Consider the following 23,135-nt stretch of genomic DNA (forward strand, 5'->3'; position numbering starts at 1 on the left):
GATATGTAATTTGTATAAATAGGTGAGATAATGGTGCTTCTAGGTACGATAATAAATGGATTATGTATTGTTATAGGAACAATATTAGGGAAGTTTCTCCATCGGATTCCGGATAAAATGAAATGGACAGCAATGCAAGGAATAGGCTTAGTAGTAATGGTTTTAGGTTTACAAATGGGATTTAAAAGTGAGAATTTTTTGATTGTAATTCTAAGTATTGTAATTGGAGCGGTGCTTGGTGAATGGTGGCAATTAGAAGATAAATTAAATACCCTTGGATTGTGGTTAGAGAGAAAAGTTGGTCCTTCAGAAAAAGGTAGTATTGCACAAGGGTTTGTTACTGCGACTTTGATCTTTGTAATTGGAGCAATGGCAATTATCGGGGCGCTTGATAGCGGCATTAGGGGCGATCATCAAGTTCTATATACAAAGGCAGTTATAGATGGCTTTACAGCATTAATTTTAACAACAACTCTAGGAATTGGTGTCATTTTTTCTGCCATCCCGGTGTTATTATACCAAGGCTTGATTGCCATTTTTGCAACGCAAATTGACCGCCTTATACCTAAGGTATTAATGGATATGTTTATCCTAGAATTGACAGCGACAGGTGGAATCATGATTGTTGCTATCGGTTTGAATTTAATAGGGGTGACTAAAATTAGGGTAGCCAACTTATTGCCCGGACTATTGGTTGTAACTATACTTGTTGGGATTAAATATACATATCATTTAATCTTATAATATAAACGCTAGATTCATGCGACCTAGCGTTTAAGCAGTTCCATCTCAGTAATTGTGCTTTTCTTCTCACTACCTTCTACCTTTTTCCTTTAAGAAATCTTTGAATCGTATTTAAATCTAAATCTATTCCAGCTTTGTTCTGGATCACATCAGAACACCACTTATCTATTTGCTGCGTTTCACTCTCTGTTATTAATTCATTTGCTACTTTCTTATGAACAATTCGATTAACTAAGGCTACTCGATTTTGATGGTATGGTATTTGTTGCATATAGCGATCTAGAATATCTGGATTAAATAATTTACCTAATTCAATCACTCCGTTGTTAATATGTTCTTCCGCATAAATAGTGGAGGCAGCGATAGCTATCTTCTCATCAAAGGATGCTTCAGATGAAAGGTTACATATATACTCTTTCATAAGTGAGCGTGTTGTTTTCAGTACGGCCTGAGTTACTTCCACATCTGCTTCTGAAATCTTTTTTGTTTGAGTAAAGTCTGTTTCAATCTTTCCTAATGTATCAAGGAGGGAAATAAGATTGTTCATTTTTTCAGCATTATCGTTTGTTTGTGTTAGTAAGGAGTGGACTTTCTCAAAAACAAATAAACGTTGCACATAGCCATTCAGTAAAACAATGCCATTGTATTGTAGAATAGGGTTCAATTCTAAAACCTCACCTTCCAAAATAGACGTTCATTATTCAATTATAAACGATGGTGAGGAAGAGTGACGTTCTAATGGAGAAAAAAATCCTATTAAGTTCTGTCTTTTATATGAGGTTGATTCATTATCATTTAATGTGCGATTCTCGTTCCATATCCCATTCTAATTGCAAATATGATTTTTTATTTTCATAGTAAGCTTTATCGGCTTCAATTATGGCAGCGGCAATTTGCTTTGCCATACTCATTACTAAACTAAGACGTGTATTTTGAAGAACAAATAACTCCATATAACCGCCAACATTCACAATACCTGTTATATGAATATCCCCGACTGGAGTAAGGTCTTTATTAACGGCTGATCCAGGTTTGACAGGACCTATACCAACTTTTATTGAACCAATACTATTTAACTTACCAAGACAAGCGTCAATTCCAATAATGAAAGGTCGAAAATGAGTATCATGGATAAGTTGTAGCTTTTCTTCAAGATTGACAGCGTGAACCGGGTCCTCTAAAGTGCCATATACTTGAAAACGTTTTAAACCAGCTTCCTTAAGAAAGGTCCCTACTAAAGGACCTAGAGAATCACCAGTAGATCGATCTGTTCCTATACAGACGATTCCAATAGTGCGATGTTTACTAAAAGGAAGTAATGTTCCGATACCTTCAGAGATAGTCCCTTTCGACCCTTTATCATCAAATTTTACCCTGATTTCATTTTGATCTTGTGCACCAAAAAGAGGATGTGATTTCATTTCTTTCGCCCCTTTCTATACTATTAGTCAGTATACGGAGAAATTTTCCATTCTATACACAGTAAAGAAGATTTTAAGCATCGGTCTATGCATTTCAAAACAAAGTTGTTAAAATAGATAAACATTGGATTTCTCGGAATAAAGAAGGTAGGTGGCAATTCATTGGATAAGAACGTCAAAGAGGCAGCTTCAACTTTTGGGGATAAATTGTTTGATCAAAAAATGTGGATTGAATTGGGCTCAACAGGTCTAAAAATCATTCTCATTTTTGTCATAGCTTCTGTGGTTATCAAAGTAGGAAAAGCTGCAGTCGGAAATATGTTAAAAATTAAAACAAAATCGCGGTTGAGGATATCCGAAAGGCGAGAAAACACACTCGTAAAATTATTACAGAATATCATTACCTATTCTATATATTTTATCGCCTTTGTTACCATACTTTCGACAGTGGGGATAGATATTAAAGGGATACTTGCAGGTGCAGGGATTCTAGGTGTGGCTGTTGGTTTTGGATCGCAGAATCTTGTAAAGGATGTTATTGCCGGTTTCTTTGTTATTTTTGAGGATCAGTTTTCTGTTGGTGATGAAGTAAAGATAAATAGTTTTGAAGGTAAAGTAGAGGAAATTGGTCTACGTACGACGAAGGTTCTTAATTGGACAGGGGAATTGTATATTATTCCAAATGGAAGCATTACTGAAGTTACGAACTACTCCATTTATAATAGCACTGCGGTAGTGGACTTTACTATTAACTATGAAGGTGATCTAGATAAAGTAGAGAGGGCGATTGAGTTGCTTTTAACTACTCTGCCAAAAAAATATGAAGAAATTATTGATACTCCGAAGCTACTTGGTATTGAACAATTTAATGGTGAAGAAGTGGTCTTTCGAATTACTGCGGAAACCATTCCGTTGAAAAATTGGTATATAGCTCGTCAAATTCGTCGTGAGTTGAAAGTAGAGCTTGACAGACAGCTACCTGAAATAAAAAATACGGAAAGTCATCAGGAGGAATAGGAATTGGAAAAAAAGGAATTCAATCTTCATGATGTTGTAGAAATGAAAAAGGCACATCCTTGTGGGACAAATCGCTGGAAGATTATTAGAATGGGGATGGATATTCGGATAAAATGCGAAGGTTGTGACCATAGTGTCATGTTACCGCGTAAAGAATTTGCTAGAAAAATAAAAAAGATTTTACAAAAACAAGAGGAATAGTCGAGACACCTCATGTTTAGTTCTACGTTCGAGGCTATAAGTCAATCTGCCAAGAAAGGGAAAGACTGACCTTCTAGCTATCTTTTCTTATACTTGTCGTTGGTCCGTACGTGGTGAGTGAGGGGCGGTGTTGCCGCATTACGTGGCGAACTTAGCCGTTCCTTCTCCTAACGAGCGCCTTGCGCTTTTCGTATTGACTCACTATAATTATGAAAGGATGAACAAGGGGACAGGTACGATTTTTAGACCCCAAAGAAGAGGAGTGACCGAAATGGCTCTTACAGCAGGTATTGTGGGTTTGCCGAACGTTGGTAAATCTACATTATTTAATGCAATAACAAAGGCGGGCGCAGAGGCTGCTAACTATCCATTCTGTACAATCGACCCAAATGTCGGCATTGTGGAAGTACCGGATCATAGACTGCAAAAATTAACAGAGCTTGTTAAACCGAAAAAAACGGTACCAACAGCTTTTGAGTTTACAGATATAGCGGGAATCGTAAAAGGTGCTAGTAAAGGTGAAGGGCTTGGGAATAAGTTTCTATCCCATATCCGTCAAGTCGATGCTATTTGTCATGTCGTTCGTTGTTTTGATGATGGGAATATTACACATGTATCAGGCAAAGTAGACCCATTAGATGATATTGATACAATTAATCTTGAACTTATTCTTGCTGATCTTGAGTCTGTTGAGAAACGGATTGGTCGAGTCGAAAAGATGGCTAAGCAAAAAGATAAGGAAGCTATGTATGAGTTTGAAGTATTAGATAAATTAAGAACTGCATTTGAAGCAGACCAACCTGCACGTACATTGGAATTTAGTGAAGATCAGATGAAATATGTTAAAGGATTGCATCTTTTAACAAGCAAGCCAGTATTGTATGCGGCTAATGTTAGTGAGGATGATATCGCAGATCCTTCAGATAATGAATATGTGCAAAAGGTTCGTCAATTTGCTCAGGAAGACAATGCTGAAGTAATTGTCGTATGTGCAAAAATTGAAGAAGAAATCGCGGAACTAGATGATGAAGAAAAAGCAATGTTTCTTGAAGAACTTGGTATAGAGGAATCTGGTCTTGATCTACTTATTCGTGCCACATACAACCTTCTTGGACTAGCTACTTATTTCACCGCTGGTGTGCAAGAAGTACGTGCATGGACATTCATTCAAGGAATGAAGGCACCCCAATGTGCGGGTATCATTCATACTGACTTTGAAAAAGGGTTTATTCGGGCGGAAACAGTTTCCTATGATGATTTACTTGCAGGCGGATCAATGGCTGCTGCACGTGAAGCAGGAAAAGTACGTCTGGAAGGAAAAGAATACTTAGTGAAAGATGGAGACGTCATCCATTTTCGCTTTAACGTATAAGGCACCTAAGAGGTGTCTTTTTTTTTACGTAAATAATCATCTAAGATTTAAACAATCCAACCTAGGACTTGGCATCATGCCGAGAAAGATGATGAAAAGTGTGAAGAAAAAACCAAATATTGTAGTCATAAGAAGCGATCTAATAAGGCTAGGAGTTTATCTGTAATGAAGTTTGGCACCCAATCACTCCAGATTTAAAATGGCTTTTGAAGAATAACCACTATATGAAAGTTTTAAATGAATATTTAAGCTGCTACCTATTTACCTAATTGAAGAACAATAGGTAGTTTTTACTTATAATAAAAATAAATATGGCATTAGATTTTAGGTCGGTATGCACTTTGCTAATGATAAAAAAGGAAAAACGAAAAAGCAAAAAGAATGATAACTAAGAGGTTTGAATATTCATCATACAAATAGATAGCGTTTATTTTGAGGATAGGAGAGGAGTAAAATGGCAGAAGTCGTGATTATTGAAGCCGTAAGAACGCCAATTGGAAGAAAGAATGGAGCATTAAGTAGTATACGGCCGGATGAGCTACTTGCATTAGTTTTAAAAGAAATCATTAACAGAACTGGAATGGACCCATCTATAATCGATGATGTCATCGCCGGATGCGTAACACAAGTAAAAGAACAAGCAGGGGATATTGCTCGAATTGCTTCTCTTATTGCAGGTTTCCCACAGGAAGTACCTGGCATAACTCTTGATAGACAATGTGGATCAAGTCAGCAAGCAGTTCACTTTGCCTCCCAAGCAATATTAAGTGGAGATATGGATGTAGTGATTGCATGTGGTGTAGAAAGTATGTCACAAGTACCAATGTTTTCAAATGTACAAGGAGCGAAGCATAGTGAGATATTAACAAAAAAATACGAGATAATTAATCAAGGTTTATCAGCAGAAAGAATCGCAGAAAAATGGGGCTTTACAAGAAAAGAGTTAGACCAATTTTCTTTACAAAGTCATAAAAAGGCGATTGCAGCCATGAAAGAAGGAAGATTTGATCGGGAGATTATGCCTGTTATGATTGGGAATTCCAACATACAAAAGGATGAGGGGCCGAGAGAGAATACATCAATGGAGATACTTGCTGGGCTAGAACCTCCCTTTTTAAAGAATGGAAATGTAACTGCAGGGAATGCAAGTCAAATTAGTGATGGAGCTTCGGCGATCCTTCTGATGTCAAAGGAGAAAGCGGAAAAGTTAAATTTGAAGGCACGTTTTCGAGTGGTCGCCCGTTCTGTAGTTGGTTCAGATCCAACGCTTATGTTAACAGGCCCCGTTTCGGCTACTGAAAAGGTGCTTAAAAAAGCAAATATGGATTTATCTGCTATTGATTTATTTGAAATAAATGAAGCATTTGCTTCAGTTCCGTTGTTCTGGCTAAAAGAAACTGGAGCTGACCCGAAGAAGTTAAATGTTAATGGTGGGGCTATAGCATTGGGACATCCGCTAGGAGCGACTGGAGCACGGGTCATGACGACACTTTTACACGAATTGGAAAGGACGGAAAAGCGATTTGGTTTACAAGCCATTTGCGAGGGTTTTGGTATGGCGAATGCAACGATTATAGAGAGGTTAAACTAAGTGAGACAATTTTATGGGATTGGGATTTATAAATTTATCTTAGGCAACAAAAAATAAAAAGTAGGTTGGAAGTTATTTCATGTTATAAATTTCCTCTTTCTTCGAAAACTAAAGCGGAATCATTAGTAAGTTATGCTTTTGATTTGATTAAAAAGAAAGAGGTGTTTGTTTGAAAACTTTAAGGAGAATTGCGTTAGCTTTGGTAATTATTGGTGCAATTAACTGGGGTTTAATTGGATTATTTCAATTTGATCTAGTTGGATCTATATTTGGAGGCACTACTTCCGGCTTTGCCAGATTTATTTACACTCTAGTCGGAATTAGCGGCATTATTTGCCTGGGACTCCTGTTTAATTCTGACACAGCAGATGTTCCTGATAGGGAAGAAAGTAGGAACTTAAGTAACACAAGTTATGCCACAGAATTTGCAGAAGATCCTGATCTTGATAAGCTCTATAATCCTTCAATGGAAGCTTATGAAGATATGGAAGATGGAGACGAAGACGAAGAATTTAAGTAAGCGAAAACCCGGCGAGAGTTTCTCAGCCGGGTTTTCGCTTACTTAAATAAAAATACTAAACAGATGAAGAAGAAAAGAAAAGTATACATAGACATTGCTAATACTGGGTGTATATGCTATAATTACTCATTGTGAGTAATGAAAATTGCTCCTTGCTCTTTTACACCAAAAAGAGCCGCATAGTCCATAAGGAGGTGACAAACGATGAGAAAGTACGAGATCATGTACATTATCCGCCCAAACATTGAAGAAGAAGCAAAAACAGCGGTTATTGAGCGTTTCGATAATATTCTAACTTCTGAAGGTGCGGAAATCATCGAATCAAAAGATTGGGGTAAGCGTCGACTTGCATATGAAATCAACGATTTCCGTGATGGATATTACCGTTTAATCCATACGAATGCAAAGCCTGAAGCTATTCAGGAATTCGACCGTCTTGCGAAGATCAATGGCGATATCATTCGTCATATTGTTGTTAAAGACGAAAAATAAACTTAAATGTTTCACGTGAAACATTTTATAAGAAGTATATAGAGAAGAGGTTGATTCTGATGATGAACCGAGTTGTATTAGTAGGACGATTAACAAAAGACCCGGATTTGCGCTATACACCAAATGGTGTAGCAGTAGCAAATTTTACGTTAGCAGTTAACCGCACCTTTACAAATCAACAGGGGGAGCGGGAAGCTGACTTCATAAATTGTGTGATTTGGCGTAAACCGGCAGAAAACGTTGCTAACTATTTGAAAAAGGGTAGTCTTGCAGGTGTTGACGGTCGTATCCAAACGCGTAACTTTGAAGGCCAGGACGGTAAACGTGTGTATATCACGGAAGTAATGGCAGATAGTGTTCAATTTCTTGAACCTAGAAGCGCGGCTGGATCGCAAGAACGCGGTGGTAACTTTGGAGGAAACCAATATGGTGGAGAACAAAGAGGCCAAGAGAACCCTTATGGGCAAAATCAGAATCAACGTAGTAATCAAAGTTTTACTAGAACGAATGAAGATCCTTTCTCAAATGATGGACAACCAATTGACATCTCTGATGACGATCTTCCATTCTAAATTTGACACATATATGACAGTTCGACAATTATAAAACAATTTATTGTCTGGTAAGGTTTTTAGTACTGAGATAAACTGTCTTGTAATTTCGAAGGACTTAAGTAAAAGATAAAGGGAGGTTATTTCTATGGCAGGTGGACGCAGAGGTGGACGTAAACGCCGTAAAGTGTGTTTTTTCACATCAAACGGTATTACACACATCGACTATAAAGATATTGATTTATTAAAGAAATTTGTTTCAGAGCGCGGGAAAATTCTTCCACGTCGTGTAACTGGAACAAGTGCAAAATATCAACGTAAATTGACTGCAGCAATTAAACGCTCTCGTCAAATGGCACTTTTACCATTTGTTACAGGCGAATAATAATGCTTTCGAAAGCACAACATGGTCTCATACAACCTGTTGTGCTTTTTTGTTTACAAAAAGTTATGTAGGGGGAAACAGGCATAGTAGTTTTATGGGTGTAATTGAAAAAAATGGTTTTGTTTACACTTAGTTAAACATTCATTAATTTTTGCCGAAACATATATTGTGAGTGAATATATGGGAGGGGCAAAAATGTCCATGTTTAAGTCAGTTAAGACAAAAATTATTGTTACGGTGTTTATTTTGATGATACTAATGGCAACAACCATTATTATGATTAGTGGCCAACAGAATAAAAAAAGTACAGAGGCGAATTTGATTAAACAAAGTGAAGAAATGGTAGGAGAACTAAATAACTCTATTCAATACTTCCTTGGTCAATATGAGCGAAGTTTAGAACAGGCATCTAACTCGGCAACATTAAGAGAATATGCTGTAAACACTTTAAATGATCCGAAGCAAGAGAAGTTATTTATAGGAGAATTGGAAGATATGTTTAGTCAGTATATTGATACATATAAAGAATCATCCTCTGTATTTTTATCACTGCCTAATAAGCATACGAGGATTATCCCATATGCAGATATGAGTGATCTTGATCCACTGACTAGAACGTGGTATCAAATAGCAATGGAAAATACAGCACAAGTTAATTGGACTAGCCCCTACATTGATAAGGCAACGGGGGATTTCGTAATTACTGCGTCGAAAGCAGTAGTAGCTGATGACAAAGTTGTTGGTGTTACTGGTGTGGATATTAACCTAAACACATTGACGGAGAAAATTTCTGCTAATAATCTTGCTTATGGCGGATATCCGTTTATATTTGATGCGGAAGGAATGGCTGTCGCCTATCCGGTAAATAAAGGGGAAAACTTGACTAATCTACGTTTTATTGCAGATATGTACGGTGAACAAGAATCGGGTGAAATTGAGTATGAACTTGATGGTCAGAATAGAATAAATATTTTTCAAACCACACCGGATTTTGGTTGGAAAATTGGTGCCTCATACGATAAAAAAGAAATTGATAAAATAGTGACTGCAACTCAAACAAAATTAATCTGGGTTATGCTTATTTCTGAAATCATTACTTTTTTCGTATTATATATTTTAATATCTAGGCTTATTAAACCATTAGACAAATTAAAGGCATCGATGGATATTGTATCTGAAGGAGATTTAACAGTCCGTTCAGATATCAAATCAAAAGATGAATTTGGCCAATTGGCAAATAACTTTAATTTAATGATGGATAATATGAAGAGCTTAATTACTATGGTTAATCATTCGGTTGGGAATGTCAGGGAGTCTGCTGAAAGTTTAAGTGCGGCATCAGAAGAAACAAATGCTGCTAGTGAAGAAATGGCAATTGCAGTGAATGAAATAGCGCAAGGTGCTTCAAGGTCCGCGGAAGATGCAGAACAGGTTAGTGAGAATTCTCATTTATTAGGCGCTCAACTTAATGAAATTAATGAGAAAACAACAAATATGGCAGAAACAGCTAATCAAGTGAATGAAATGAATACGATTGGCCAAGAACAAATGCAACAGTTAAAAGCATCTTTCAATGATTGGAAAGGTAATTTACAGACAATGTCGACTGCGGTTGGTCAGTTGAATCATAAGGTACATGCCATTGGCATTGTAATGGAAACGATAACTGAAATATCATCACAAACAAACTTACTTGCTTTGAATGCTAGTATTGAGGCTGCCAGAGCAGGGGAGCAAGGAAAAGGGTTTGCTGTAGTCGCAGAAGAAGTGCGCAAATTAGCTGAGCAATCAGCTCGCTCAACTGAAGAAGTTAAAAATACAGTTCAAGAACTACAATCTGGTTCACAACAAGTTTCCAAGCAAATGCTTGAAACAAGTGAGAATTTCCAACAACAAGAAACTGTAGTGGAAAATACAGAGGTGACTTTTGGAGAGATTTCTAAATTACTTCAGGAAATGCAAACATCCATTGATTTAGTATTTAGTGAAGTCCAAAGAGTAAATTCATACAAAGAAGAAGTAGATAATACAATTCAAACAATGGCTGCTACTTCTGAGGAAACAGCGGCTGCTTGTGAACAAGTTAGTGCTTCAACAGATGAACAATTACGTGCCATCCAATCAGTTGCTAAATCCGCGGAGCAGCTTACAGATCTGAGTCATGAATTGCATGATTCGATCAATCACTTTAAAATATAAACGATACAATGAGAGATGTTTCTACTTTTGAAACATCTCTTTTGTTTTATCTTAGATAATCGTACTGCGGTAAAGTTGAACGTTGGGCAAATCATCGGTAAAATAGAAAAGGTATATATAAGCTAGAAGAGGTGTAAAAGTGAAAAATACCCGAATGTTAACAGAAGGGGCATTGATGCTGGCAATATTTGCCGTGTTACTGTTTATCTCCTTATTTGTGCCGATAGTAATGATTGTCACTCAGTTTTTTTTAATCCTACCATTTCTATTGTACAGCGCTAAGTATCCTTTGAAAAATACAGCGATTCTAGTGATTGGGGCGGTGTTCATTACCCTTTTGATTGGAAATATTATAATGGTGCCAATTGCCATTATATTTGGTACGACTGGTATGGTTATGGGATATGGAATCAGAACTGGTAAAAGTAAATTAATTATTTATTTAGCTTCGAGCATAACATTTCTCATAAATATAGTGCTGTTGTTTGTGATAGCCTCTGTATTCTTTTCTGTGAACTTTATCGATGAGATTGCTCAAATATTTAAATCGTCTTTGGATCAATATACAGCCGCCTTGCAATCATTTGGACAAAATCCACCAGAAAAGTTGCAAGAACAAATGAACGAAATGCTTAGCTTAATGAGTTCGATGGCTCCAATATTCTTTATTGCTATGGCCTTCTCCACAGTAATACTATTGATTATTATTAATTTTCCAATTGCTAAACGATTAGGTATACCGGTACCTAAATTTGGCCCATTTCGAGAATTGAAAGTATCAAAAAGTATTTTGTGGTATTATTTAGCCGCTTTGATTTTGACGCTTCTCGTTAACCCAGAGCCTGGAACATATATGTATATGGTATTAATAAACGGCGCCTTTATTTTACAAGTGTTATTAGTTATTCAAGGCCTGGCTTTTATCTTTTTCTATAGCCATTTGAAAAAATGGCCAATAGTATTACCTGTGTTAGCAGTGATTTTCACCTTTATTCTGCCGATCTTCCTTTCTATCGTAAGAATGTTAGGTATAATTGATATAGGATTTAATCTAAGAGGTTACCTTGAAAAAAAATGATGAAGGAGTTGAAAGTATGCCTTCTTATGTAAAATCGCGAAGGATGCGCTATCCTTTATATATCATATTGACGGTGTCAGCTGCTCTTCTCGTCTATGTTGGCTTTAAATATTGGTGGCTAGCTATAATTGGAGCTTTCATACTTATAGCATTAACCATTGCCGCTATTAAAATTGAGAACGATATGGTTAAATCTGTAGAAGAGCATATCTCGACTTTATCGTATAGAGTAAAAAAGGTCGGCGAAGAAGCACTGATGGAAATGCCAATTGGAATTATGCTCATTAATGATGATTATTATATTGAATGGACAAATCCATTTATGGCGTCGTGTTTTAATGAAAATACCCTCGTTGGTCGGTCTTTATATGATGTAGGAGAACCAATTCTTCCGATTATAAAACAGGAAATTGAATCTGAAACTGTTACTTTAAATGAAAGAAAGTTCCGGGTATATTTTAAACCGGAAGAACGTCTTTTATATTTCTTTGATGTAACAGAGCAAATTGAAACAGTAAGGCGTTATGAAATGGAACGCAATGTCATTGCGATTATTTATTTAGACAATTATGATGATGCTACACAAGGGATGGATGATCAATCAAGAAGTGAATTAAATAGTACTGTAACCTCCATTTTAAATAACTGGGCACTAGATCATGGCATTTTCCTGAAAAGGACATCATCAGATCGGTTTGTTACATTATTTAATGAGCAAATCTTGCGTGAGCTAGAAAAAGATAAGTTTTCTATTTTGGATGTAGTCCGTGAAAATACAGTGAAACAGAATATCTCGTTAACATTAAGTATAGGAGTAGGATTAGGGGTTTCCTCACTTCCAGAACTCGGTACATTAGCTCAATCAAGCCTGGATCTAGCTTTAGGGCGTGGAGGAGACCAGGTTGCAATGAAACTGCCTAATGGAAAGCTGAAATTTTATGGTGGTAAAACAAACCCAATGGAAAAGCGTACGAGGGTTAGAGCACGAGTGATTTCTCATGCTTTAAAAGAATTAATGATTGAGAGCGATAAGGTAATCGTGATGGGTCATAAATTCCCTGATATGGATGCTATTGGAGCATCTATTGGTATTCGAAAAGCAGCTGAGATGAATCAACGTGAAGGCTATATTGTGGTTGATTTCTCGGAACTTGATATTAGCGTGAAGAGGCTAATTGAAGAAATGAAAGGTTATCCCGAGCTATACTCTTGGTTAATTACACCAGAGGAGGCAATGGAATTGATGACGGATAATACACTTCTAGTTGTGGTAGATACGCATAAACCATCACTCGTGATTGAAGAAAAGCTTTTGGGTAAAACGGACCGGATTGTCGTCATCGATCACCATCGTCGAAGTGAAGACTTTATAAAAAAACCACTGCTCGTTTATATGGAACCATATGCTTCATCAACAGCTGAACTTGTAACAGAGTTACTTGAATATCAACCAAAAGGCGAGAAAATAAATACGCTTGAAGCAACAGCGTTATTATCGGGTATTATTGTAGATACAAAGAGTTTTACATTGAGAACAGGATCTAGAACATTTGATGCAGCATCTTATTTACGAGCGCTTGGTGCTGATACGGTAATGGTACAAAGATTCTTAAAAGAAGACGTTGAGACATATATAAAGCGCTCTAAGTTAATTGAAACAGTAGAGTTTTACAATGTAGGCATCGCTATTGCAACTGGGACAGAGGATGAAGTTTATAACCCTGTTGTTACTGCACAAGCCGCTGATGCGTTGCTGACAATGGATGGAGTTTCCGCATCATTTGTTATTTCTAAGCGGGAAGATGATATAGTAGGTATTAGTGCTCGATCGCTAGGAGAGGTTAATGTTCAAGTGATTATGGAAGCACTTGGAGGTGGCGGACATTTATCTAATGCCGCTGTCCAAATACAAGGAATGAAAGTAATTGAAGTAGAGTTAAAATTAAAACAAACATTAGATGATTATTTGGAAGGGAGTCAGGAATCATGAAAGTTATTTTCTTAAAAGATGTTAAAGGTAGAGGAAAAAAAGGGGAAGTAAAAGATGTAGCTGTAGGTTATGCACAGAACTTTTTGATTAAACAAGGGCTTGCGGTAGAGGCGACGCCTGGAAATATGAAATCTTTAGATAATCAAAAGAAAAAAGAGCAACAGGCAGCAGCAGAAGAAGTAACAGAAGCGAAGCAATTGAAGGAAAAGATTGAAAGTCTGACAGTAGAATTAACAGCTAAATCTGGTGAAGGTGGGCGTTTATTCGGCTCAATTACAAGTAAGCAAATCGCAGATGAGCTCAAAAAAACACATAAAATTAAAGTAGATAAAAGAAAAATTGTTCTAGATGACGCTATCCGTTCATTGGGTGTTACGAAGGTTCCTCTAAAACTTCATCAAGATGTTACTGCAACAGTAGATGTACATGTAAAAGAAGGAAACTAAAGATTTTATAACTTAATAAGCAGATTCCATGATAGAATAGAGTTAACAAATGAAATGTGATACGGTTCAGGCCGGTCACATTTTTTATATGGGGCTCGTAAAATGCGGGTCACATCGGCAAGCTAATACGATGTATGCCCCTTTAGCCGATGTTCCTTGAGCAATAGCGGAGGTGGAATAGTATGAGTGATATGCTGGATCGAACACCGCCTCAAAATATAGAAGCGGAACAAGCAGTTATAGGTGCGATTTTTTTAGAACCAGCTGCTTTAATCCTTGCATCTGAGATACTTATACCGGAAGATTTTTATCGTAGTGCACATCAAAAGATATACGAAGTGATGTTAAGGCTGAATGAGATGGGAAAAGCTGTGGATTTAGTTACGGTCACAGAAGAACTATCAGCAGCCAAAATGCTAGAAGACGTTGGTGGAGTTTCTTATTTAAGTGAAATTTCAGTTTCTGTTCCAACAGCAGCCAATATTGGTTATTATGCTAGAATAGTTGAAGAAAAATCATTATTGCGCCGATTAATTAGAACGGCTACTAATATAGCAACAGATGGCTTTACTCGAGAAGACGAGGTAAATGAACTTCTTGATGAAGCGGAAAAGCAAATCATGGAAGTCGCTCAACGTAAAAACTCAGGAGCCTTTCATAATATTAAAGATGTACTTGTTCGTGCATATGATAATATAGAACTTTTGCATAATCAAAAGGGAGACGTAACCGGTATTCCAACTGGATTTAGCGAACTTGACCGAATGACAGCTGGTTTTCAGCGAAACGACTTAATTATCGTTGCTGCACGTCCATCTGTTGGTAAAACGGCATTTGCGCTTAATATTGCACAAAACGTTGGGACGAAAACGGGAGAAAACGTTGCGATTTTCAGTTTGGAAATGGGGGCAGAGCAGCTTGTGATGAGGATGCTTTGCGCCGAAGGTAATATCGATGCCCAAAACCTAAGAACTGGGTCCTTGACAGATGATGACTGGAAAAAGTTAACGATGGCAATGGGAAGTCTATCTAATTCGGGTATTTTCATAGATGATACACCAGGTATTAGAATTGGAGAAATTCGTTCTAAGTGTAGACGTTTGAAGCAAGAGCACGGTCTTGGAATGATTCTAATCGATTATTTACAACTCATCCAAGGTAGTGGAAATTCTAAAGAGAACCGTCAACAAGAGGTTTCAGAAATTTCCCGTATGTTAAAAGGATTAGCTCGTGAATTAGAAGTGCCTGTTATCGCGCTCTCTCAGCTTTCCCGTGGTGTGGAGCAACGCCAGGATAAACGGCCAATGATGTCGGATATTCGTGAGTCAGGAAGTATTGAGCAGGATGCGGATATCGTTGCGTTTCTTTATCGTGACGACTATTACGACCAGGAATCAGAGAATAAAAACATTATTGAAATCATTATTGCGAAACAGCGTAATGGTCCAGTTGGCACTGTGTCGCTCGCATTCGTAAAAGAATATAATAAATTCGTTAATCTTGAATATAGATATGATGATTCTGCCGTTCCTTCGGGGGCTTAAAGAATGGAAATATCTTAAACATTGAGGACCATGAAAATTCCTCCTTACGCTTCAATCAACTTGGTTTTCTTTTTGCCATAGTTGAGTTATCTTCTTACGAATTAGGATTAGCTAATTGATAATCTAGATGATACTGTGTGGAATAAGGCGAAAAGAGCAATTTTCATCCTATTCACATATGCAATTATCGCAACCTTATGATGCTTACTCTGAGGTTGCTTTTTTAATTGTTTTTTTGCACGCGGTGTATTCATTGACATCACCATGAAATAAAGGATTTCCTCCATCTTCTGTTGTGTTACGATAATTCCCACTGACATGGTTTTTCAATTCTTCGAAACGACACAAGTACTTGAAAGTCCCCATATTCCTTTGTTAAATCGATTATTTTTCAATAAATTCTTTTTAAATAAACAGTTCCACCATGTGCTTTGCATTATGTCCCAAGTGCTGTCACCGCACAACCCTAGCAATCTATCGGTGAATTTTAAAAAGCAGGGTGTTTTTCTAATCGTAAGACATCAAAAAGAGTATAAGTATTAACGATATGCATTATAAATACAGAAATACAAAAGTAATTTAAAATTTTTCACATAGATAAGTAGTAAACAAACACAGTAAAACGCTTTGTTTGTTTTTCTTTGTGTTGTTTTGTGTTGACTTAAAAGATAAATAGATTTAAAGTATATACTAACAACTTTGATGTAAACGATAACATTCGAGTTATCCATATAATACAAATAGGAAGGTTGGATGTAGATGATTAGAAAAGCTTTTGTTATGACAGTTTATCCAGATAAACATGAGGAATATGAGAAACGTCATAATGAGATTTGGCCTGAGATGGTTGATGCATTACATCATCATGGGGCAAGTAATTATTCCATTTTTTTAGACAAAGAGACGAATCAACTTTTTGGTTATGTGGAGATCGAGAATGAAGAAAAGTGGAATAAGATGTCTGCTACAGATATTAATCAAAAGTGGTGGGACTTCATGAAGCCTGTAATGAAAACGAATACAGATAATAGTCCGGTTTCTAAGAGCTTAAAGCAAGTTTTTCATATGGATTAACAGCGGTTGTGCTAGCAGGGGGGAACAGAAATGACAAAGAAGAAATTTGGTGCAAAAAACGTAACTGGTTGGAAAGCAACGATTGCTATAGCGATGGCAAATTATATTGAAGCAGGTTCGATTATTGCTGCCGCAAGTAGTTTAACTCTTTGGCAGGCATATCTTAATATTGATAATATGGGCGTCGGTTTATTAAGCGCTCTAAGTGCAAACGCCTTTGGTGCTGCTATTGGAGCTTTAATAGGTGGTCCATTAACGGATAAGTATGGGAGAAAGGTTATTTTTAACTATGATTTATTGGTTTATATGATTGGTGTTCTCTTAATTGCCCTTTCATTTAATTTTCCAATGCTATTAATTGGAACTGTTATTACGGGAATTGCAGTTGGAGCGGGAGTGCCTGTTTCCTGGACATTTATTGCTGAGGAATCGCCAGAAGGAAAACGTGCCGCACATGTTGGTACGGCGCAGTTAGCTTGGTCAATTGGCCCAATGATTACATTCTTCTTAGCGGTATTATTAGCACCACTTGGATTACTGGGATCTAGAATTATCTTCCTTCATTTACTCATTATTGCCTTCATTACTTGGTATATAAGAAGAGGGATCGGCGAATCAAAAATGTGGGAAGAACAAAAGGAACAAGAGAAAAAAGAGCTTGCACAAGGTAAAATACAAGTAAGTGTATTAAAAGAACTATTTAAACTTAGACCTAACCGTCAATCTTTATTTTTACTTATCGGTATTTACTTATTTTGGAATCTGACTTCAGGAGCTATGGGTTATTTCATGCCTTATATCTACGAAAATGTGGGTGGTATAAGTACACTACAAGCAAATTTACTTCAGGCATTTTTATGGATGTTCACAGTAATAGCAACTTACTTTATTTTCATGAAGTTAGGAGATAAATACAGTAGGCGAATGATGTTTGGTATAGGAGCAGTGATGGGGGTCGTAGCTTGGATTATCTTAACCTTTATGCCAATGACCTGGCCAACACTCATTGCATTTGTTATTTTATGGGGATCAGCTGCCGGTATCGGAGCCCAAGCCTTTTATGCGTTATGGACAAGTGAATTATTCCCAACTCGCTATCGAGCTAGTGCACAAGGACTAATGTTTTTCTTGGTACGCACTGGTATTGCAATCTGGTCTTTCGTATTGCCAACAATAATGATGACTTTAGGATTTAAAATAGCAGGAATCGTCATGATTACCTTTTTAGTCATTCATGCAATTATTGGAATTGCCCTAGCACCTAAAACACAAGGTAAATCACTAAAAGAAATCGAAGAAGAACGTTATGGTACTGAACAAGATACAGATGATGTACTAATAAGCCATTCTAATTAGAGTAACCAATATGAATGTCTACAGTCTTGATGAAGTATAACAATGATATTTAGTAATAAAATGTTTTTGGGGGCTATTACGATGAGTAAATGTAGCTTAGCAGTGGATATAGGGGCATCTAGTGGCAGGGTGATTGCCGGGTACATGGAAAATGGTCAATTAAAACTTGATGTGATCCATCGATTTGAAAATAAAATAACTCAAAAGGGACATTACTTTTGCTGGGACTTGGACTCCCTTTTTACAGAGATGAAGAGGGGTATTCACAAGACGAAAGAAAGTGGGCTAAAACCAGTAAGTATTGGTATCGATACTTGGGCTGTGGATTTCGTATTGTTAGATGAAAATGATGAATTGCTGACTGACGCCGTCGCCTATCGTGATCCAAGAACAGATGGAATGATGGAAGAAGTTTTCTCTATTATTAGTAAAGAGCGACTGTATTTAGAAACTGGGATTCAATTTCAAAAGTTTAATACCATTTATCAACTGTATGCGCTGAAAAAAAGTAACCCAGAGATTTTAGAAAAGGCTCGGTCTTTTCTTATGGTTCCAGACTATCTTAATTATTTATTAACTGGAAGGAAAGTAAATGAATACACCAATGCAACGACAACGCAATTAGTGAATGCGTTTACGAAGAAATGGGATGGAGAATTAATAGAACAAATTGGTATTAATCAAGATATGTTTCTAGAAATGTTGCCCCCTAAATCATCAATAGGAAATTTAAAACGAGAGCTTGTTAGTGAACTCGGTTTTGATATGGAAGTTTTACTGCCAGCAACACATGATACAGGCTCGGCAGTAGTAGCTGTCCCAGAGTTGAATGACACGATCTATATTAGCTCTGGTACATGGTCTTTAATTGGTGTGGAAAATGGTTTTCCCATTTGTATTACAAAAGCATTGGATTATAATTTCACAAATGAAGGTGGATTTGATTATCGGTATAGATTCTTGAAAAATATTATGGGGCTATGGATGATTCAAGAAGTAAAACGAAATTATAATGATGAGTATTCTTTTGCAGAGTTTTCCGAATTGGCTAAACAAGAAACGACTTTTAACTCGAAAGTGAATGTGGATGAGGATCGATTCCTTAAGCCAAAAAATATGATTGAAGAAATTCAAAAGTATTGTGAGGAAACGGATCAAGCTGTTCCAAGAACTCCGGGACAAGTAGCAAAATGTGTGTTTACTAGTTTGGTTGATAGCTATCAGGGTGCGATACAGGAAATAGAAGAAATATATGAAAGGGAATTTAAAACCATAAATATTATTGGTGGCGGTTCACAAAATAATATGTTAAACCAGCTCATTGCTGATGCGACTAAAAAGAAAGTGTTAGCTGGGCCTATCGAGGCTACGGCAATAGGAAATATTGTCTCGCAATTAATAGCTCTTGGTGAGATCGCTGATTTAAGTGATGCTAGAAAGATAGTGAAGCAATCTTTTGAAATGAATGCATTTACAAAAAAGGATTAATTGGAGGGATTAGTATGATGAGCAAAGAAAATTATGAATATGCAAAGACACTATATGAAAAATGGGGAATAGATGTTGAAGAGGTGCTAGGAAAGCTTCGGAATATTCCTATCTCCATTCATTGTTGGCAGGGAGATGATATTGGAGGATTTGAAGTCAATCGTCAGGAATTATCAGGTGGAATTGATGTTACAGGAAACTATCCGGGGAAAGCAACTACGCCTGAGGAGCTGAGAAGTGACTTAGAAAAGGCCTTGTCACTTATTCCTGGCCAACATCGTGTCAACTTACATGCGATTTATGCAGAGACAGATGGAGAAGTTGTAGATAGAGATGAAATTGAACCAAAGCATTTTGCAAACTGGGTGAATTGGGCAAAGGAACAAGGTTTGGGGTTAGATTTTAATCCGACGCTGTTTTCCCATGAAAAAGCGGAGGATGGCTTAACTTTGTCTCATCCAAATAAGGATATTAGAGATTTTTGGATTAGACATACGATTGCAAGCCGAAAAATTGCCGAATACATGGGGAAAGAATTAGGTTCACCGACATTAACCAATGTTTGGATTCCTGATGGTTATAAAGATATTCCAAGTGATAGATTAACGCCGAGAAAACGATTAAAAGAGTCATTAGATGAGGTTTTTTCTGTTGAAATTGATGAAAAATATAATGTTGATGCGGTGGAAAGTAAGTTATTTGGTATCGGATCAGAAGCTTATGTTGTTGGGTCACATGAATTCTATATGGGATATGCATTAAAAAATAATAAATTATGTTTATTAGATAGCGGTCATTATCATCCAACTGAAGTTATTTCTAATAAAATCTCATCGATGCTTCTATATAGTGACCAATTGGCCTTGCATGTATCCAGACCAGTTAGATGGGATAGCGACCATGTTGTTATTTTAGATGATGAGTTACGTGAAATAGGCTTGGAAATTGTACGAAATGATGCAATAGATAAAGTAAGGATTGGACTCGATTTTTTTGATGCAAGTATTAATCGAGTGGCGGCTTGGACAATAGGGACACGTAATATGATAAAAGCGTTATTATATGCGATGCTTACGCCAAATGAGTATTTAAAGCAATTACAAGAAGAAGGAAACTTTACAGAAAGACTAGCCCTAATGGAAGAATTAAAAACATATCCATTTGGCGCAATTTGGGATCACTACTGTGATGAAATGGGAGTACCTGTAAGGGAAAATTGGTTAGATGAGGTCAAAGAATATGAAGAAACAGTACTATCTAAGAGAAAATAAAAATGAATAGTTTTATATAATCAAATAGCGAGTGAGTCAATGAAAACAATGATGATTCACTTGCTTTTTGGTGATTTATAATTTGTAAAACAATAAATTCAAACATAAACAAAAGTTTTTGTGTTGTTTTATGTTGTTTTTAATTTGTATTCAATGTATACTAAAAACAAATGAAAGCCCTTTTTCAATACTACATGCTCGATTTATTAATAATGGGTGGTTGAAGTACTAGCGAAAACTAAATATAGAGCAAGAGATTGATAGAACAAAGATTTAGAAATAGAGGAGGAAATAGAATGGTGAAAAATCGTTGGAGTGATGAGGGAACAAAGGTTGAAAGTGGTTTGGGAGAATTGGTATATCGTTCAAATATATTAGGTCAAGATCGTTCAGTCGCCAATTGGGGTGGAGGAAATACTTCCACTAAAACCACAGTAACCGACTTTCGAGGTAATGAAATAGAAGTGATGTGGGTCAAAGGGAGTGGCTCTGACCTTGCGACCATGAAAGATAAGAATTTTACTGGGTTGAAGATGGAAGATATTAAGCCATTAATAGAAAAAGATGATATGACAGATGAAGAAATGGTAGATTATTTAGCTCACTGTATGATTGATGCTAAGCATCCCCGTTCTTCGATAGAAACGCTGCTACATGCATTTTTACCTTACAAGCATGTTGACCATACGCATCCAGACGCTATTATTAGCATTGCTTGTGCTGATAATGGAAAAGAAATCGCAAAAGAAATCTATGGCGATCGTTTTGTATGGGTTCCATATATTAGACCGGGGTTTAAACTTTCGAAAATGATTGCTGAGGGGGTACAAAGCAATCCGAAAGCAGAGCTAGTTATTATGGAAAAACATGGGCTTGTTACTTGGGGAGAGACATCAAAGGAAAGCTATAATAAAACAATTTCCATCATTCAAGAAGCGGAAGATTATATAGAAAATAAAGCGGAAGGAAAGGACCTTTTTGGTGGTTCAAAATATAAATCATTAGAGGCTACTGAAAGGAAAGAAATTCTTTCACAAGTACTTTCTATTGTACGCGGACAAGTAAGCGACGAGAAAAAGATGATCGTAACTTATGATGATAGTGAAAATATATTATCTTTCGTGAATAGTAGAGAAGCGAAAGAATTATCTCAAATTGGAGCAGCGTGTCCTGATCATTTAGTGCATACAAAGCGTACGCCATTATTTATTGAATGGGATCCTAATAGCGAAGATGTTGGGCATTTAATTGAATTGGTGAAATCAGGTATTGCTTCCTTCAAGGATGAATATATCGCCTACTTTAATCGGAATAAATCAGATGGAGATGAAATTGTAGAAGCAGTCCCGCGTGTTATACTTATACCTGGTCTTGGAATGCTTAATACAGGTAAAAGTTGGTCAGCAGCAAAGGTAAGCGAATCATTATACCATCGTGCTGTGTCAGTAATGAAAGGTTCCACAACGCTTGGAAACTTTGTGTCATTAAATGAGGAAGAATCATTTGCGATTGAATACTGGCCATTAGAGCTTTACAAGCTAAGCTTAGCTCCACCTGAAGCAGAGTTCTCACGTCAAATTGCATTTGTAACTGGAGGAGCTGGAGGAATTGGTAGTGCAACATGTTATCGTTTAGTATCCGAAGGTGCACATGTAGTGGTTGCAGATATTAACTTAGAAGGTGCCGAGCAACTTGCATTGGAGATTAATGAGCGATTTGGTGAAGGCCGTGCACTGGCTGTAAAGATGGACGTAACGAAAGAAGAGGAAGTCATTGCAGCCATCCAAGCATCTGTTTTAACATATGGCGGTCTAGATATTATCGTTAACAACGCAGGATTAGCGAGCTCAAGTCCATTTGAAGAAACAACACTTGAGAAATGGAATTTAAATATGAATGTATTGGTTACAGGATATTTCCTTGTAGCTAGAGAGGCATTTAAGTTAATGAAGGATCAAGCAATCGGTGGTAGTATGGTATTCGTTGGATCGAAAAACTCTATCTATGCTGGTAAAAATGCTGCTGCATACAGTACGGCAAAAGCGGCAGAAGTCCATCTAGCTAGAACAATAGCTGCAGATGGCGGTCAATATGGTATTCGTGTAAACTCTGTACTGCCTGATGCTGTTATTCGCGGATCTAAAATATGGGATTCGGAATGGAAGGAAGAAAGAGCTTCCTCTTATGGAATCGGTGCAAATGATTTGGAAGAACATTACCGTAAACGAACTATTTTGAATGTAAACATTTTACCACAAGATATTGCTGAATCCATCGCTTTCTTATCATCGTCCAAAGCAGCCAAAACTACTGGATGTATGGTAACTGTGGATGGAGGGGTAGCAGCAGCCTTTACTAGATAATAATGAACCATATAGATTCCCTGTTTCTAACA

At 36.9% G+C, this 23,135-nt stretch carries 21 protein-coding genes; 19 read left to right on the forward strand and 2 right to left on the reverse strand.

Annotated features, from left to right (window positions below):
* Window positions 1–30: 30 nt before the first annotated feature.
* Window positions 31–744: a DUF554 domain-containing protein gene (locus BLE01S_RS15950; protein ID WP_066144622.1), complete on the forward strand. Its 714-nt coding sequence runs from the start codon at window positions 31–33 to the stop codon at window positions 742–744.
* Between the two features lie 76 nt (window positions 745–820).
* Here BLE01S_RS15950 and BLE01S_RS15955 read toward each other — a convergent pair whose 3' ends face one another.
* A complete protein-coding gene (locus BLE01S_RS15955; protein ID WP_066144624.1) occupies window positions 821–1,408 on the reverse strand; it encodes a hypothetical protein in 588 nt (195 codons plus the stop codon).
* A 127-nt stretch (window positions 1,409–1,535) separates the two neighbouring features.
* Entirely contained in the window at window positions 1,536–2,165 is a 630-nt protein-coding gene (gene yyaC / locus BLE01S_RS15960) for a spore protease YyaC (RefSeq protein ID WP_066144627.1), read from the reverse strand.
* Window positions 2,166–2,327: 162 nt separating this feature from the next.
* Here yyaC and BLE01S_RS15965 point away from each other — a divergent pair, with 162 nt between their 5' ends.
* From BLE01S_RS15965 to BLE01S_RS16050, 18 genes are all read left to right on the forward strand, one after another.
* Window positions 2,328–3,182: a mechanosensitive ion channel family protein gene (locus BLE01S_RS15965; RefSeq protein WP_066144629.1), complete on the forward strand. Its 855-nt coding sequence runs from the start codon at window positions 2,328–2,330 to the stop codon at window positions 3,180–3,182.
* Window positions 3,183–3,185: 3 nt separating this feature from the next.
* Window positions 3,186–3,383 (forward strand): DUF951 domain-containing protein, encoded by a 198-nt coding sequence (locus BLE01S_RS15970; RefSeq protein WP_066144632.1) that lies wholly within the window; start codon window positions 3,186–3,188, stop codon window positions 3,381–3,383.
* 271 nt (window positions 3,384–3,654) lie between these two features.
* Window positions 3,655–4,755, forward strand: a complete 1,101-nt coding sequence (gene ychF / locus BLE01S_RS15975; protein ID WP_066144635.1) for a redox-regulated ATPase YchF — start codon at window positions 3,655–3,657, stop codon at window positions 4,753–4,755.
* A 454-nt stretch (window positions 4,756–5,209) separates the two neighbouring features.
* Window positions 5,210–6,346 (forward strand): thiolase family protein, encoded by a 1,137-nt coding sequence (locus tag BLE01S_RS15980; RefSeq protein ID WP_066144639.1) that lies wholly within the window; start codon window positions 5,210–5,212, stop codon window positions 6,344–6,346.
* Window positions 6,347–6,515: 169 nt separating this feature from the next.
* Entirely contained in the window at window positions 6,516–6,866 is a 351-nt protein-coding gene (locus BLE01S_RS15985; protein ID WP_066144642.1) for a DUF378 domain-containing protein, read from the forward strand.
* Between the two features lie 204 nt (window positions 6,867–7,070).
* Window positions 7,071–7,358 carry a 30S ribosomal protein S6 gene (gene rpsF / locus BLE01S_RS15990; protein ID WP_066144644.1) on the forward strand — a complete coding sequence of 96 codons (288 nt, stop codon included), beginning with the start codon at window positions 7,071–7,073 and terminating at the stop codon, window positions 7,356–7,358.
* A gap of 59 nt (window positions 7,359–7,417) precedes the next feature.
* Entirely contained in the window at window positions 7,418–7,930 is a 513-nt protein-coding gene (gene ssb, locus BLE01S_RS15995; protein WP_066144648.1) for a single-stranded DNA-binding protein, read from the forward strand.
* A 127-nt stretch (window positions 7,931–8,057) separates the two neighbouring features.
* Window positions 8,058–8,294, forward strand: a complete 237-nt coding sequence (rpsR, locus tag BLE01S_RS16000) for a 30S ribosomal protein S18 (RefSeq protein WP_066144651.1) — start codon at window positions 8,058–8,060, stop codon at window positions 8,292–8,294.
* Between the two features lie 195 nt (window positions 8,295–8,489).
* Entirely contained in the window at window positions 8,490–10,493 is a 2,004-nt protein-coding gene (locus tag BLE01S_RS16005) for a methyl-accepting chemotaxis protein (protein ID WP_066144654.1), read from the forward strand.
* 139 nt (window positions 10,494–10,632) lie between these two features.
* Window positions 10,633–11,571, forward strand: a complete 939-nt coding sequence (locus BLE01S_RS16010; protein ID WP_066144660.1) for a YybS family protein — start codon at window positions 10,633–10,635, stop codon at window positions 11,569–11,571.
* A 16-nt stretch (window positions 11,572–11,587) separates the two neighbouring features.
* Window positions 11,588–13,561 (forward strand): DHH family phosphoesterase, encoded by a 1,974-nt coding sequence (locus BLE01S_RS16015; RefSeq protein ID WP_066144904.1) that lies wholly within the window; start codon window positions 11,588–11,590, stop codon window positions 13,559–13,561.
* Window positions 13,558–14,007: a 50S ribosomal protein L9 gene (rplI, locus tag BLE01S_RS16020; protein ID WP_066144662.1), complete on the forward strand. Its 450-nt coding sequence runs from the start codon at window positions 13,558–13,560 to the stop codon at window positions 14,005–14,007. Before BLE01S_RS16015 ends, rplI begins: the two co-directional genes overlap by 4 nt.
* 182 nt (window positions 14,008–14,189) lie before the next feature.
* Window positions 14,190–15,551, forward strand: coding sequence for a replicative DNA helicase (gene dnaB, locus BLE01S_RS16025; protein ID WP_066144665.1), 1,362 nt, complete (start codon window positions 14,190–14,192; stop codon window positions 15,549–15,551).
* Window positions 15,552–16,310: 759 nt separating this feature from the next.
* Complete coding sequence (gene rhaM, locus BLE01S_RS16030) at window positions 16,311–16,625, forward strand: L-rhamnose mutarotase (protein ID WP_066144668.1); 315 nt, start codon at window positions 16,311–16,313, stop codon at window positions 16,623–16,625.
* Between the two features lie 30 nt (window positions 16,626–16,655).
* Complete coding sequence (locus BLE01S_RS16035; protein ID WP_066144671.1) at window positions 16,656–17,981, forward strand: MFS transporter; 1,326 nt, start codon at window positions 16,656–16,658, stop codon at window positions 17,979–17,981.
* Window positions 17,982–18,062: 81 nt separating this feature from the next.
* On the forward strand, window positions 18,063–19,469 hold the full coding sequence (gene rhaB / locus BLE01S_RS16040) for a rhamnulokinase (protein ID WP_066144673.1): 1,407 nt from the start codon (window positions 18,063–18,065) through the stop codon (window positions 19,467–19,469).
* Between the two features lie 14 nt (window positions 19,470–19,483).
* Window positions 19,484–20,740, forward strand: a complete 1,257-nt coding sequence (gene rhaA / locus BLE01S_RS16045) for an L-rhamnose isomerase (protein ID WP_066144676.1) — start codon at window positions 19,484–19,486, stop codon at window positions 20,738–20,740.
* Window positions 20,741–21,036: 296 nt separating this feature from the next.
* Window positions 21,037–23,103: a bifunctional aldolase/short-chain dehydrogenase gene (locus BLE01S_RS16050; protein WP_066144679.1), complete on the forward strand. Its 2,067-nt coding sequence runs from the start codon at window positions 21,037–21,039 to the stop codon at window positions 23,101–23,103.
* Window positions 23,104–23,135: the final 32 nt, after the last annotated feature.

The sequence above is a fragment of the Lederbergia lenta NBRC 16444 genome (genome assembly GCF_001591545.1).
In the GTDB taxonomy this organism is placed as follows: Bacteria; Bacillota; Bacilli; order Bacillales; family Bacillaceae_C; genus Lederbergia; species Lederbergia lenta.